At 71.9% G+C, this 14,031-nt stretch carries 13 protein-coding genes; 7 read left to right on the top strand and 6 right to left on the bottom strand.

The features are described 5' to 3' along the window. Window positions 1-177 precede the first annotated feature (177 nt). Window positions 178-987 (top strand): alpha/beta hydrolase, encoded by an 810-nt coding sequence (locus ACZ31C_RS06510; protein WP_465794482.1) that lies wholly within the window; start codon window positions 178-180, stop codon window positions 985-987. Between the two features lie 78 nt (window positions 988-1,065). Here ACZ31C_RS06510 and ACZ31C_RS06505 read toward each other — a convergent pair whose 3' ends face one another. The 3 genes from ACZ31C_RS06505 to ACZ31C_RS06495 all read right to left on the bottom strand — a co-directional run bounded on the left by ACZ31C_RS06505 (window position 1,066) and on the right by ACZ31C_RS06495 (window position 3,609). After that, window positions 1,066-2,169 carry an AI-2E family transporter gene (locus tag ACZ31C_RS06505; RefSeq protein WP_465794481.1) on the bottom strand — a complete coding sequence of 368 codons (1,104 nt, stop codon included), beginning with the start codon at window positions 2,167-2,169 and terminating at the stop codon, window positions 1,066-1,068. A 466-nt stretch (window positions 2,170-2,635) separates the two neighbouring features. Next, entirely contained in the window at window positions 2,636-2,818 is a 183-nt protein-coding gene (locus ACZ31C_RS06500) for a DUF397 domain-containing protein (RefSeq protein ID WP_465794480.1), read from the bottom strand. Further along, the gene (locus ACZ31C_RS06495; RefSeq protein WP_465794479.1) at window positions 2,809-3,609 is read right to left on the bottom strand and encodes a helix-turn-helix domain-containing protein; all 801 of its coding nucleotides are present in this window, start codon (window positions 3,607-3,609) and stop codon (window positions 2,809-2,811) included. Before ACZ31C_RS06495 ends, ACZ31C_RS06500 begins: the two co-directional genes overlap by 10 nt. Before the next feature lie 279 nt (window positions 3,610-3,888). On the opposite strand from ACZ31C_RS06495, the gene ACZ31C_RS06490 reads away from it, so the two are divergent. Then, entirely contained in the window at window positions 3,889-4,095 is a 207-nt protein-coding gene (locus tag ACZ31C_RS06490) for a hypothetical protein (RefSeq protein WP_465794478.1), read from the top strand. Continuing rightward, entirely contained in the window at window positions 4,092-4,436 is a 345-nt protein-coding gene (locus ACZ31C_RS06485; RefSeq protein ID WP_465794477.1) for a hypothetical protein, read from the top strand. Before ACZ31C_RS06490 ends, ACZ31C_RS06485 begins: the two co-directional genes overlap by 4 nt. Before the next feature lie 89 nt (window positions 4,437-4,525). Here ACZ31C_RS06485 and ACZ31C_RS06480 read toward each other — a convergent pair whose 3' ends face one another. The 3 genes from ACZ31C_RS06480 to mce all read right to left on the bottom strand — a co-directional run bounded on the left by ACZ31C_RS06480 (window position 4,526) and on the right by mce (window position 9,299). Beyond that, complete coding sequence (locus ACZ31C_RS06480; protein WP_465794476.1) at window positions 4,526-6,781, bottom strand: coiled-coil domain-containing protein; 2,256 nt, start codon at window positions 6,779-6,781, stop codon at window positions 4,526-4,528. A gap of 176 nt (window positions 6,782-6,957) precedes the next feature. Then, window positions 6,958-8,229: a DivIVA domain-containing protein gene (locus ACZ31C_RS06475; RefSeq protein ID WP_465794475.1), complete on the bottom strand. Its 1,272-nt coding sequence runs from the start codon at window positions 8,227-8,229 to the stop codon at window positions 6,958-6,960. Between the two features lie 605 nt (window positions 8,230-8,834). Then, window positions 8,835-9,299 carry a methylmalonyl-CoA epimerase gene (gene mce, locus ACZ31C_RS06470; protein ID WP_350692383.1) on the bottom strand — a complete coding sequence of 155 codons (465 nt, stop codon included), beginning with the start codon at window positions 9,297-9,299 and terminating at the stop codon, window positions 8,835-8,837. 61 nt (window positions 9,300-9,360) lie between these two features. Between mce and ACZ31C_RS06465 the strand changes: the two genes are divergently transcribed. The 4 genes from ACZ31C_RS06465 (at window position 9,361) to ACZ31C_RS06450 (ending at window position 13,972) form a co-directional block, all read left to right on the top strand. Then, window positions 9,361-10,560, top strand: a complete 1,200-nt coding sequence (locus tag ACZ31C_RS06465; protein ID WP_465794474.1) for an acetyl-CoA C-acetyltransferase — start codon at window positions 9,361-9,363, stop codon at window positions 10,558-10,560. Window positions 10,561-10,684: 124 nt separating this feature from the next. Next, window positions 10,685-11,686: a methylmalonyl Co-A mutase-associated GTPase MeaB gene (gene meaB / locus ACZ31C_RS06460; protein WP_465794473.1), complete on the top strand. Its 1,002-nt coding sequence runs from the start codon at window positions 10,685-10,687 to the stop codon at window positions 11,684-11,686. Window positions 11,687-11,775: 89 nt separating this feature from the next. Continuing rightward, the gene (locus tag ACZ31C_RS06455) at window positions 11,776-12,180 is read left to right on the top strand and encodes an Asp23/Gls24 family envelope stress response protein (protein WP_396744708.1); all 405 of its coding nucleotides are present in this window, start codon (window positions 11,776-11,778) and stop codon (window positions 12,178-12,180) included. A 103-nt stretch (window positions 12,181-12,283) separates the two neighbouring features. Further along, the gene (locus ACZ31C_RS06450) at window positions 12,284-13,972 is read left to right on the top strand and encodes an acyl-CoA mutase large subunit family protein (RefSeq protein WP_449948607.1); all 1,689 of its coding nucleotides are present in this window, start codon (window positions 12,284-12,286) and stop codon (window positions 13,970-13,972) included. Window positions 13,973-14,031 lie beyond the last annotated feature (59 nt).

Genomic DNA, 14,031 nt, shown 5'->3' with positions numbered 1-14,031 from the left:
CTGCCGGCGCGTCCGTCGCTCAGACGCCGAGACACCGAGCGGCCGAGGTACCGAGACGCAAGGCACCGAGACGCCGAGAGGCCGGGGCACCGAGACGCGGGCCCTCCGGTACCCGCCTTCCGGCGATCTTTGTCACCTGGCCGCGCGGCCGGGACGGTGGGACGGGAGGATGGAGGGGTGAGTGCACCCATTCGCGCGTCGTCGATCCTGCCCGGCCGCCGGGAGGACATCGAGCTGCACACCGCGGACGGACTGCGGCTGGTCGGTGAGCTGGCCCGCCCGGTCGCCCGCGAGCCGGTGGCCACGCTGGTCTGCCTGCACCCGCTGCCCACCCACGGCGGGATGATGGACAGCCACGTGTTCCGCAAGGCCGCCTGGCGGCTGCCCGCGTTGGCCGACCTGGCCGTGCTGCGGTTCAACACCCGGGGCACCAGCAGCGTACGCGGCACCAGCGAGGGCAGCTTCGACTCGGCTGTCGGCGAGCGGTACGACGTGGCCGCCGCCATCGAGTACGCCGAGTTCCACGAGCTGCCGAACATCTGGCTGCTGGGCTGGTCGTTCGGCACCGACCTGGTGCTCAAGTACGGCGGTGACCCGGCCGTGTCCGGTGCGATCCTGCTCTCCCCGCCGTTGCGCTTCTCCGAGGCGGCCGACCTGGCCCACTGGGCGGAGTTCGGCCGACCGCTGACCGCCTTGGTGCCGGAGTTCGACGACTACCTCCGCCCCGAGGAGGCCCGCGAGCGGTTCGCCGCAGTGCCGCAGGCCGAGGTGGTCGGGGTACCGGGGGCGAAGCACCTCTGGGTCGGCGACGCCGAGACGGTGCTGGACGAGGTGGTCCGGCGGGTCAACCCGGCGGCGTCGGTGCCGCTGCCGACGACCTGGGACGGCCCGATGGAGACCGGCGACGCCAGTGCGTACGCCGACCGCACGGTGGCCGCCTTCGCCGACATCCCGGTCACCGGCCCGGAACAGCGTCGCGCCGACTGATCCCCGGTCCCACCTGTCGGCCGATGCGGCACTCGCGCAGCGATCCCGCCGGTGGCGACGACGCTAGCCCGCTGGTGGTCAGCGGCGGTCCTGGCGGGGGATCACCACCTCGCGTAGGACAATCTGGATCGCGGCGACCGTCGGAATGGCGATCAGCGCGCCGATCACGCCGAGCAGCGATACCCCGAGGAGCGCGGCGACCAGCGCCGCCACCTCGTTGACGTGCACCGACCGGCGCATGATCTTGGGGTAGAACAGGTAGTTCTCGATCTGCTGATAGATCACGAAGAACACCACGCAGGCGATGCCGACGGACGGTTCGGTGGCGAATCCGACCAGGCTGACGACCACCGCGCCGAGCGTCGCGCCGATCTGCGGGATGAGGTCCGTGATCGCCACGACCACGGCCAGCGCGAACGGGTAGGGCAGGCCCACCGCGAGCGCGAAGACGAAGGCGGCGACACCGGCCAGCACGGCGATGGAGAGCGCGCCGACCATGTATGCGCCGACCTTGGTCAGCATCTCGTCGCCGATGAGCTGCACCCGCTCCCGGCGCGAGCGCGGCACCAGGGCGTACGCGAGGTCGCGCATCCGGTCGAAGTAGACCAGGAAGTAGATGGTCAGCACCAGCACGGTGAGCACCCGGAAGATCGTGCCGAAGAGGAACTGGGCACCACCGAGCACACCGCCCAGCGCCCGCCCGACCACGTCCGCGCTGGCCAGCTCCTGCGCCCGCCGCATCAGGTCGAAGCGCTCCACCAGGTCGTTGACCGTCTCGTTGCGGCGCAACGACTCCAGGTAGCTCGGCAACTGGTCGATGAACTGGGTCAACTGGGTCAGGATCGGCGGCACCAGGGCCAGTACGCCCCCGCTCAGCAGCGCGACCACGACGAGCGCCACGATGGCCACGGCCAGGCCGCGCGGCACCCCCCACGACCGCAGGCGGACCACCGCCGGGTGCAGGCCCACCGCGAGGAACAACGCGATGACCACCAGCACGACCATCCCGGCCGCGTTGCGCAACCCCAGATAGACGGCGTACGCGAGCAGCACGCCGAGCGCACCGGTGAACCCGACCAGGAAGCTGTTGCGCCGCAGCGGTCGCCCCGGCGTACCGAACCGACCCGCCTCCACGCCGGCCGGACCGTCCATTGCCCCCGAGGCCGACGTTTCCCTGGCCATCTGGGCAGTCGACGGGCTTTCGTGGTCGGAGCTCACCGCCATCGCCCTGGGCCGCCCCGCCGCAGGCTGTTCCCCATCACGCTGGCCCGCTCGGGGCTGTTCCCTGTCGTCCTGGCTCGCGCTGTCGTCCTGGCTCGCGCTGTCGTGCTGGCCCACCCTTGGTTGCTCACGTTTGGGTTGCTCTCGTTCGGGCTGCTCCGGCCCGTCCTGCGCCATTCGGTCTCTCCCCGCTCTGGCCCGGGCTGATCGCTGCCTGAGCCGTGTCGGTCCCGCCCGGCATCGGTGGCCGTCGGGTCCTGCTCGGCAGGGTAATGCGGGGTCGGCGGACCGAGCCAGCAGATGCGTCGTATCGGGGGCTGCTGATCCGCCCGACCGCTCGTGGGCCGGGATGACTCGACCAGGTCGGTCCGGCTTTGCTGCTGGTCACCGCCCCGCGCGGTCGCTCACCCTCGCGGTTGCCTCCGGCTCAGTGCTGTTTGACCTGCCGGACGAACGAGCGCCAGGTCGACGGCGTGAACGCGAGCACCGGGCCCTGCCGGTCCTTGCTGTCGCGGACCGCGACCACGCCGGGCAGGTTGTCGGCCACCTCCACGCAATTGGTGTTGCCGCTGCGGCTGGCGGTGCGCCAGGTCGCGCCGTTCAGGTCCATGACTTCGCCACCCTGTCGAGGAGTTCGATCGACTGCTGGCGGGACAGCGCCTCGTTGCGCACCGTCTCCCAGCGCGCCAACAGCGTAGCCAGGTCCGCCTCGCTGTCGGTCGGCGTGGCGGTCAGTTGGTTCTCCATGATCGCCACCCAGCCGCCCTCCTCGCTGCGGGCCAGCGAGAACGGCCCGGAGAGCCCGATGTGCACCCCGACACCGAGCGGGATGACATTGATGCTCACGTTTGGTCGTGCGGCAGAGGCGATCAGGTGCTCGATCTGGTGCACCATGACCGGCCAGAAGCGTTCCTCCCGCCGGTGCAGCACTGCCTCGTCGACGACCGCGATGAGCTGCGGCGGCTCCGGCAGTGTGAGGATGCCCTGCCGGTCCAGCCGGGCGGCGACCCGCCGGTCCACCTCCTCGTCGCTGAGCAGGTCGTCGCAGCGGATCACCGCGCGGGCGTAACCCTCGGTCTGCAACACGGCCGGGATCAGCATGGGCTCGAACACTCGGAGTTGCCGGGCCATTCGCTCGGCGTCCAGCCACGGCAGGAACCACGAGGGCTGCCCCTCCCGCTCGGCGATCCGCAGCAGCGCCACCAGCAGCCCGCCGGAGCGCAGCACCTCGTCGGCGCGGGCGAGCAACGACCGGTCGTACGGCCGACTGCCGGTCTCGACGGCCGAGACCATCGACGGCGAGTAGTGCACCTGCTTGCCGAACTCCTCCTGACTGAGCCCGGCGGCCACCCGGAGCCGGCGAAGCTGTGCCCGGATCAGGTCCGCCGTCGTTCCCTCCACAGTGCCTCCACAGTCTTGGCCCGAGGATTACTCGGGATCGCCGGCCGGGGACGGGACTTCGCAGCGATGCGACGACCAGCCTCGATGCCTTCCGACAGTAGTGGCTCGCTCAGCAGACTGTCAGCCATGCCGGACTGGTTCGTTGCCGAGGGGGCGCGGGCTGGTCCAGGCCGGGGCCGCCCCCGCCTTCCCCCGCGTGGGCGGCCCCTCCCGTGTCCTGGCCACATCCGTCGTCGCATCAGCAGCAGATGTGTCCAGGCTTTCCCGAGGGAGGTCGATGTGCGCAGCAAGTGGTACCAGTGCCCGACGGTGATCCTGCCGGTCCTGCCGCAACGGCGGCGGGACACGCACCTGCCCGGCTGGACGGAGCAGCCGACCCAGCCGCTGCCGCGCCAACACACGGGCCGCCCTGGTCGGCTGACGCCGGGCCAGTGGTGGCGGACGACCGGCGGCCGACAGCGGCGTACGTCGGGTGGCCAGGCATGATCACCACGCGCCTGCCCATGCCGGGCAATGGCCCCCGTCCCGAACGTCCGCGACCCGTCGGCAGTCGGCCCCCGCACACCCCGTTACGACCGACCTGGTGCTGTCGCGCCGACGGGCAGCCCTGGCCCTGCGGGGAGGCGCGACTGTTGCTCCGGCTGGAGTACGACGGCAACAGCGCCGGCCTCACCATCTATCTGGCCGGCCTGATGTACGAGGCGATGCGGGACCTCTACCACCTCAACCCGCACGACGGCCCGGCCGCTCGGACGCTGTTCGACCGGTTCGTCGCCTGGGGAGCATCCCGTCGACCGGCCGCGCACCGCCGTCCCGACTCGCCCTGACCGTCGGCCGCCGCCTGATCGTCCGGTGCCCGCCTGGTCGTGGGCGTCGTCGGTTCGTCCCGTCCGCCTGATCGTCGGGCGCCGTTGTCTCAGTCTGAGGTGACCTTGCTCGGCTTGGCGCTGCGTTCGTCAGTGGTCGGCTTGGTCGGGCGCTTGCCGTTCTCGCCGGTGCTGGTGATCTTCGTCGGGGTGGCGTCCCGGCCACCCGCCCCCGGCACGGCCGCCACCGTCGGCTCGCCGTCCACACCGGCGCTCGCCGTGCTGCCGTCGACCGAGGTCGGCTCGGTGGCCGGCTTCGCCGTCGCGTCCTCGACCGTGGTGACCGGCTCCGCCATCGGCTTCGTCGCCGGCCCGTCGTTGCCGGTGGTCGCCGGCTTCGCGGAAGGTCCGTCGTCGCCGGTGGTCGCCGGCCTCGACGCCGGTCCGTCGTCGCCCGCAGGCTCGGTGGGCCTGGTGGCGGTGTCGGCCGAGCCACCCGGTCCGCTCGCCGCGCCGACGACGCTGTTGCTCGGGCGGCTGCCGTTGACGGCGACCGGCGCCGTGGCGGAGGCAGCGGTGGCGGTGGCGGAGGAGGCCATCGCGGCAGCCGGGGCGGACGCGGCCACGGCGGCGGGAGCACCCGGCCCGTCGGGGCCGGTCGCCGCCGTCAGCCGCAGGTCGAGCAGCTTGCGCTGCAGGTCGTCGGACTCCTGCCGGGACTTCCAGGTCTCCTGACGCAGGTCGGCGAGCTGCTGCTGGGCCTTGGCGATCTCCAGCATCACCTGGGCGAGCTGCTGGCGGCTCGCCGCCGCCTCCTGCTGCGTCGCGGCCAGGTGCTGCTGCGTGGTGGCCAGGTGCTGCTGGGTGGTGGCGGCGTACTCCTCGAACTGGCGGCGGGAGGAGGCCACGTACTCGTCGGCCTCGCGACGGGCGGTGGTGACGTGCTCGTCCGCCTCGCGGCGAGTGGTGGTGGCGTACTCGTCGGCTTCCCGGCGCTTGTCGGCCGCCTCGGTCCCGGCGTCGCGCAGCAGCGCGGTGGCCCGCTCCTCGGCCTCGGCGCGCACCGTGGCGGCCTCCTGCTCGGCGGCCTGGCGGATCGCGTCGGCGCCCTGCTCGATCTCGTTCTTCCGGGTGGTGTACTCCGACTCCAGCTCGGCGCGGCGGGTCTCGAAACCCGACTCCAGCTCGACGGTACGGCCCTGGAACTGCTCGTCCAGCTCGGCGTTGCGGGTCGTGAACTGCTTCTCCAGCTCCTCGCGACGACTGGTGAACTCGCGCTCGGCGGTCGCCCGCCGCTCGGTCAGCTCCCGGTCCGCCGCCTCCCGCCGGCCGTTGACCTCCTTCTCCACCCCGGCCCGCCAGGCGCCCAGTTCCTGCTGCGCCTGAGCGCGGGCGTGCTGCACGTACGCCTCGGTCTCGGTGCGCATGCGCTGCGCGTACGCCTCGGTCTCCGTGCGGGTGCGGCGGGCCGCCTCGGTGGTCTGCGCGGTCAGCCGCTCGGCCTCCTGGCGGGCCTTGTCGCGGGTGGCGCGGCCGGCCGTGGCGGCGTCGTCGATGATCTGCTTGGCCTCCTGCTGGGCCTTGGCGTGCGTGGCGCGACCGGCCTCGGTGGCCTGGTCGACCAGGCGCTTGGCCTCCTGCTGCGCCTTCGCGTGCACCTCCTTGGCCGCGTCGCGGAGCTGGGTGGCCTCCTGCTGGGCGGTGGCGTGCACCTCGCGGGCGGCCTCCCGGAGCTTGGCCGCCTCCTGCTGCGCCCGGGTGTGGATCTCCTTGGCCGCGTCGCGGAGCTGGGTCGCCTCCTGCTCGGCCTTGGCCAACGCCTCCTGGGCGGCCTTGCGCAGCCGGGCGGCCTCCTCGCGGGCGGCCCGGGCAGCGGCCTCGGACTCCGCCTTACGGGCGGCGGCCTGCCGCTCCTCCTCGGCCCGGCGGGTGGCCAGCGCGATCTCGAAATCCTTGAGCGCCTTGGCGGCCTCCGCGCGCGCCTCGTCGATGATGTGCTCGGCGGTGGCCCGGCGCGCCTCGATCTCCTCGTGGGCGGCACCGAGGATGTCCTCGGCCTGCTCCTCGGCGAGCGCCAGGATCTGCTCCACCCGGGGACCGAGGTGGCGGAACGCGGCACGGTCGACCACGCCGACCTGCTTGCGGACCTGGGCGAGGTCGCGCTGGAGCACCTCGACCTGACCGGCCAGCTTGTGGATCTGGGTGTAGGCCTGTTCCCGTTCGGCCGCCAACGCCCCGATCTCGTGCTCCGCACGAGCGACATACCGGTCGACCTGCCGTTTTTCATATCCTCGCAGGGCGGACTCGAAGCTGGGCTCCGTGGTCACGTCCCCGCCGAGGGAGAACAGTTCCTCGCCGTGCGACATGCTCCCATCCTCACACGCAACGGCGACTCCTGGGGCGATACGGACGCCCCTGTTGGGACCTACTTCACGTGCTAGGGCGAGCGGTTGCCGACACGTCCCGCACAAGCAGGGCGGCGCGGGGTGGCACCGTCACCCGGTGTCACCCCGCGCCGTCGATCATGCCCCGAGCCGCCGGATCAGCTGGTGGTCTCCGCAGCGACCTTGTCGTCGGACTCGTCGGCCTTCTTGGCCGCCGGCTTGTCCGCCGCCGCGGCGGCGTTCGCGTTGTTCGGTACGCCCGGCACGATGCCGGCCAGACCGGAGAGCATCTGCCCGAGCTGCGAGGTGACCGCGTCCTTCTGGCGGGTGAGGTCCTCGACCTCGCGGCGGGCCGCCTGAGTGGTCAGCTCGGCCTCGGTGCGCGCCTCGTTGAGCAGACGCTGCGACTCGGCGCGGGCCTCGCTCAGGGTCCGCTCGGAGAGCGCCTTGGCCTTCTCGACCGTCTCGGTCGCGCTGCGCTCGGACTCGACCCGACGGGCCTCGGCCCGCTGCTCGATCTCCTTCGCCCGCTCCTGCGCGGCCCGGGCCCGCTGCTCGGCCTCGCTGACCAGCTTCTGGGTCTGCGCGACCTGGGCGGCGTGCCGCTCCGACTCCTCGCGCTCGGCCTTCTCCCGCCGCTCGGCGAGCTGCAGCTCCAGCGCCTGGAGGTCCTTGTCGCGCTTGTCGCGGGCGTCGGTGAGGAGCTTGGTCGCCTCGGCGCGCTTCTCCTCGGCCTCCCGGGCGGCCTTGGCCCGCTGCTGGGTGATCTCCCGCTCGGCGGTGGCCCGGAGGGTGGCCACCTCCCGCTCGACGGTCGACTTCAGCTCGGCGACCTCGTGCGCGGTCACCGTACGCAGCTGCTTGGTCTCCCGCTCCGCGTCGGCGCGCAGCGTGTCGGCCTCCCGGCGGGCCTGCACCCGCGCCTCGGCCGCCTCACGCTCGGCGGCGGTGCGGACGTTGCCCGCTTCGCGCTCGGCGCTGGCCTTCATCGCGGCGGCCTCGGCACGGGCCTTGTCGGTGATCTCCCGCGCCTCGAGGCGGGCGGCGGAGAGGATGCCCTCCGACTCGCGCTTGGCCTCGTTGCGGTGGTCGTTGGCCTGCTCCTCGGCGAGCCGGAGGATCTGCTCGACCCGGGTGCCGAGACCGGACAGCGTCGGGCGGCTGTTCTCCTCCAGCTGCTTGCTGGTGTCGGTGAGCTTCTGCTCCAGGGCGGTGAGCCGCTGCTCGGACTGCCGGAGCCGGCGCTGGGCGTCGTTGAGCGCCTGCTCGGCGTCGGCGCGGTCCTTGTTGGCCTGGCTCAGCGCGGCGTTGAGCCGGCCGATGAAGTCGTCGACCTGACCGGTGTTGTATCCGCGCAGGCCAACCGTGAAATCGGGCTGCGAGTTCGCGTTATCGAAGAACGCGAGAGGGGAGGACTGCTGCTGGGGCATTGGGACATACTGGCAGACCCCCCGGGGTGCTTCGCAAGAGCGTGCCGCCCTTTGCCGTCCTCATTACATGGTCAACTCGACAGGGTGCCGGACCGCCGGGGGAAGTGGCGATCTTGCCAGCTCCGAGGCGAGCGCGAAGGCACGCAGCGTGAGGCGGAAAAGGGGACCGGCGTCCTTATGTTTCCGGCCGCCCCGTCTCACTCGAATGGGTGTCGGCGTGCCTCTGGGAAAGCCAAAGGCGGTTCACCGAATGGCCACCGACACCTCGTCCGTGAGGCCAGCCGCCCCGCGCCCGGCCCGGGCGGCGTCGTACCCGCCCGTCACCGCACGCCGTCCCCGGCCAGCCTCGTCGTACCGACGGCGCGCCGCGTCGTACACCACGTGCGGCGTGCTGCGCGACGTGGGACGTGCTGCGCGTGTGCGGGGTACGGCGTAGCGCGCGTGTGCGGGGTACGGCGCGACGTGCGGCGCACTGCGTGTGTGCGGGGTGCTGCGTGTTAGGAAGGGTCCCCTGCTATGCACGAGGCGTTAGCAGGGGACCCTTCCTTTCACCGCACCCGCACCGCACCCGCACCTGCGTTGCGTTCGGGCTGTGCGCCGTGTCGTCAGGCGGGTTGGACCAGTTCGATCAGGACACCGCCGGCGTCCTTCGGGTGGACAAAGTTGATCCGGGAGTCGGCGGTGCCGCGCCGGGGCGTCTCGTACAGCAGGCGTACGCCGCGCTCGCGTAGCGCCGCACAGGCCACGTCGATGTCCGCCACGGTGTATGCGACCTGCTGCACGCCCGGTCCGTTGCGGTCGAGGAACTTGCCGATGGTCGACTCCGGCGTCAGCGGGGCGAGCAGTTGCACGCAGCCGCCCTCGGCGGTCGGCCCGACCGTCAGCATCGCCTCGCGGACCCCCTGCTCGGCGTTGACCTCCGTGTGCACGCAGCGCATGCCGAAGGTCCGTTGGTAGAAGTCGATCGCGGCGTCGAGGTCGGCGACCGCGATCCCGACATGGTCGATGCGGCGTAGACCGATGTCTGTGACATAGTCGGCAGCGGGCTCGACGGGGGAGTTCTCAGGCATGACGCTAGTCTGGCCGAACGATAGTTAAGGCGTACAGGTCGGCACCCCCTCGGAGGCAGTCATGGCTTCGGTGATCGTCAGTGGCGCGCGCACCCCGATGGGGCGTCTGCTGGGCAACCTGAAGGACCTACCGGCGACGAAGCTCGGCGGTATCGCCATCTCCGCGGCACTGGAACGTGCCGGCGTGGCCCCCGAACAGGTCCAGTACGTGATCATGGGGCAGGTGCTCCAGGCCGGTACCGGTCAGATCCCGGCCCGCCAGGCGGCGGTGGAGGCGGGCATCCCGATGTCGGTGCCCGCGCTGACCATCAACAAGGTCTGCCTCTCCGGGCTGGACGCGATCGCGTTGGCCGACCAGTTGATCCGGGCCGGTGAGTTCGACGTGGTGGTGGCCGGCGGCATGGAGTCGATGACCAACGCCCCGCACCTGCTGCTCGGTCAGCGGAGCGGTTACAAGTACGGCGACGTGGTGGTCAAGGACCACATGGCGCTCGACGGGCTGACCGACGCGTGGGACTGCTGCTCGATGGGCGAGTCCACCGAGCGCCACGGCGCCGAGCGGGGGATCAGCCGCGAGGAGCAGGACGCCTTCGCCGCCGCGAGCCACCAGCGGGCCGCCGCCGCGCAGAAGAACGGCCACTTCGCCGACGAGATCACCCCGGTGGTCATCCCGCAGCGCAAGGGTGACCCGCTGGTGGTCAGCGAGGACGAGGGCATCCGCCCGGACACCACCGCCGAGACGCTGGCCAAGCTCCGTCCGGCCTTCGCCAAGGACGGCACCATCACCGCCGGCAGCTCGTCGCCGATCTCCGATGGTGCCGCCGCGGTGGTCGTGATGAGCAAGGCGAAGGCCAAGGAGCTCGGGCTGACCTGGCTGGCCGAGGTGGGCGCGCACGGCAACGTGGCCGGCCCGGACAACTCCCTGCACTCGCAGCCGTCCAACGCCATCCAGCACGCCCTGCGCAAGGGCGGGCTGAGCGTCTCCGACCTCGACCTGATCGAGGTCAACGAGGCGTTCGCCCAGGTCGGCATCCAGTCCACCCGTGACCTCGGGATCAGCCCGGACAAGGTCAACGTGAACGGCGGCGCGATCGCGCTGGGGCACCCGATCGGCATGTCCGGCGCCCGGCTGGTGCTGACCCTGGCGATGGAGCTCAAGCGGCGCGGCGGCGGCACCGGTGCGGCGGCGCTCTGCGGCGGCGGTGGTCAGGGCGACGCGCTGATCATCCACGTCCCGGCCCCGACCGAGACCGACCTGTGAGCACCGGGAACGAGCCGATCGTGCGAGCCCCGCAGTCGGGCCCGACGCGCAGCACGGTGAGCGGGCGAGCCCGGCCGTCGGGCCCGACGCGCAGCGTGTCAGCGTCGCGGTCGAGGGCGGCGGTATGAGCGAGACGAGGGGGAGCGCGCCGGCCGCGGCCGGTTCGGTGCGGCGTAGTCGGGACGTACCGATGCTCGTCGAACGGGCCCGCGAGGGTGACCCACGCGCGGTGGCCCGGCTGATCACCCTGGTCGAGTCGGGTGACGAGACGCTGCCGCGCATCGCGGCGGCGCTCGCGCCGCACACCGGACGGGCCCAGGTGGTCGGTCTGACCGGTTCGCCGGGGGTGGGCAAGTCGACCACCACCAACGAGCTGGTCCGCGCGCTGCGGGCGCGGGGACACCGGGTCGGGGTGCTGGCGATCGACCCGTCCAGTCCGTTCACCGGCGGGGCGATCCTCGGTGACCGGGTGCGGATGCAGGACCACGCCACCGACCCAGGTGTGTACATCCGGTCGATGTCCAGCCGGGGGCACCTGGGCGGGCTGTCGGCGGCCACCCCGCAGGCGGTGCGGGTGCTGGAGGGTGCCGGCTGCGACGTGGTGCTGGTGGAGACCGTCGGGGTCGGGCAGGCCGAAGTCGAGGTGGCCTCGCTCGCCGACACCACGTTGGTGCTGCTCGCGCCGGGCATGGGCGACGCGATCCAGGCGGTGAAGGCCGGCATCCTGGAGATCGCCGACATCTTCGTGGTGAACAAGGCCGACCGGGACGGCGCCGACGCGACGGTCCGGGACATCCAGGGGATGATCGCGCTCGGCGAGCGCGGACCGGGGCAGTGGCGGCCACAGGTGGTGCGGGCGGTCGCCGTCCGGGGCGAGGGGATCGACGACGTCGCCGCCGCCGTCGACAAGCACCGGGACTGGCTGGTCGAGCACGACGAGCTGCGCCGTCGCCGGGAGACGCGGGCCGCCGCCGAGATCGAGGCGATCGCGCTGGGTGCGCTGCGCGCCCGGATCGGCTCGCTGCGCGACGGTACGCAGTTGCCGGCGCTCGCCGCCGAGGTCGCTGCCGGCGCGATCGATCCGTACGCCGCTGCGGACACCCTGCTGGCCCAGCTCTCCGGCTGAACTTCAGTCCACTGCGGACCGTCTCGGACGGTTACGCTCGCACCGCCTTCGCAGAGCGCGTGGGGCGGTGTGACGGCTGCTGGAGAGAGATGGACCACGAGATGACGCAGGAGTTGCCGATGACGCCGGACGCGGTGGCGGGTGGTCGTACCGACATCTCGGACGAGGTGGTGGAGAAGATCGCGGTGGCCGCCGCGAAGGCCGTACCCGGTGTGGTCGAGTTGGGCGGTGACATCGCGCGGTTCTTCAACGCGGTGCTCGACCGGGTCGGGCTGGACCAGGTGGGTGACGCCCGGCGCGGGTGCTCGGCGCACGTCACCAACGGCGCGGCAGTGGTCAACCTGGTGATCGTGATCGACGCCGGGCACGCGGTGCCCGAGGTGACCTCGGCGGTGCGCACCGGCGTGACCCAGGCGATCGAGGCGTACGGGCTGCGGGTCGACGAGATCAACATCCGGGTGGACGACGTCGCCATCGGTGGTCCCGCCGTCTGAGGGGCCGGTCGGCATTACCGGTCGGTAGGAGTTTCCTTAGCGATCGTTCAGGTAAGGGCTCTACACTCGACGTGCAGTCGAGGACTCAAGGAGGAGCCCGGGGATGAACGCCGACGAGATCGCCGCCGGACGGGCCCGCTGGCAGGCCCGGTACGACGCCGCGCGCAAGCGGGACGCGGACTTCACCACGCTCTCCGGGCTGCCCGTCGAGCCGGTCTACGGGCCCCCGGAGGGTGCCGCGTACCCGGGCTTCGACCGGATCGGCTGGCCGGGCGAGTTCCCGTACACCCGGGGCCTGCACCCGACCGGCTATCGCGGGCGGACCTGGACCATCCGGCAGTTCGCCGGGTTCGGCAACGCCCGGCAGACCAACGAGCGCTACAAGATGATCCTCGGCGCCGGCGGCGGCGGTCTCTCGGTCGCGTTCGACATGCCCACCCTGATGGGCCGCGACTCCGACGACCCGCAGTCGCTCGGCGAGGTGGGCCACTGCGGGGTGGCGGTGGACAGCGCCGTCGACATGGAGGCGCTCTTCGACGGCATCGACCTGGCGGCGGTCACCACCAGCATGACGATCTCCGGCCCGGCGGTGCCGGTGTTCTGCATGTACCTGGTCGCCGCCGAGCGGCAGGGCGCCGACCTGTCGACGCTCGACGGCACCCTGCAGACGGACATCTTCAAGGAGTACATCGCGCAGAAGGAGTGGCTGTTCGACCCCGAGCCGCACCTGCGCCTGATCGGCGACCTGATGGAGTACTGCGCCCGGGAGATCCCGCGCTACAAGCCGCTCTCCGTCTCCGGCTACCACATCCGCGAGGCCGGCTCGACCGCCGCGCAGGAATTGGCGTACACGCTCGCCGACGGGTTCGGCTACGTCGAGCTGGGGCTCTCGCGCGGGTTGGACGTCAACGTCTTCGCCCCCGGGCTGAGCTTCTTCTTCGACTCGCACGTCGACTTCTTCGAGGAGATCGCCAAGTTCCGCGCCGCCCGCCGGATCTGGGCCCGCTGGCTTCGCGACGTGTACGGCGCCACCAGCGAGAAAGCGCTCTGGCTGCGCTTCCACACGCAGACGGCCGGAGTGTCGCTGACCGCCCAGCAGCCGGTCAACAACGTGGTGCGTACGGCCGTCGAGGCGCTCGCCGCGGTGCTCGGCGGCACCAACTCGCTGCACACCAACGCGCTGGACGAGACCCTGGCGCTGCCCACCGACTCCTCCGCCGAGATCGCCCTGCGGACGCAGCAGGTGCTGATGGAGGAGATCGGGGTGACCAACGTGGCCGACCCGCTCGGCGGCTCGTGGTACGTCGAGGCGCTGACCGACCGGATCGAGGCGGAGGCGGAGGAGATCTTCGCCCGGATCCGCGCATTGGGCGGCGAGGGCCCGCACACCATCGGCCCGATGACCTCCGGCATCCTGCGTGGCATCGAGGACGGCTGGTTCACCGGGCAGATCGCCGAGTCGGCGTTCGTCTACCAGCAGGCGCTGGAGAAGGGCGACAAGAAGATCGTCGGCGTCAACTGCCACACCGGCACGGTCGCCAAGGAGCTGGAGATCCTGCGCATCTCGCACGAGGTGGAGTTGGAGCAGCGCCGGTTGCTGGCCGAGCGCAAGACCGGCCGGGACGCCGCCCGGGCCCGGGCGGCGGTCGAGGCGATGGTGGCGGTGAGCCGTACCGGGGAGAACATGATCCCGGCGATGCTCGACGCCGTCCGGGCCGAGGCGACGCTCGGCGAGATCTGCGACGCGTTGCGCGCGGAATGGGGCGTTTACCGCGAGCCCGCCCGGTTCTGACACCTGCTCCGGCGGGGGTGTCTGGGCAGGGACGACATCGGCAACTGCACGGGCGGTGG

This window comes from Micromonospora sp. NPDC023869 (genome assembly GCF_055559695.1).
Note: the sequence above shows the minus strand (reverse complement) of the source record. Positions and strands in the feature narration are given on the sequence as shown.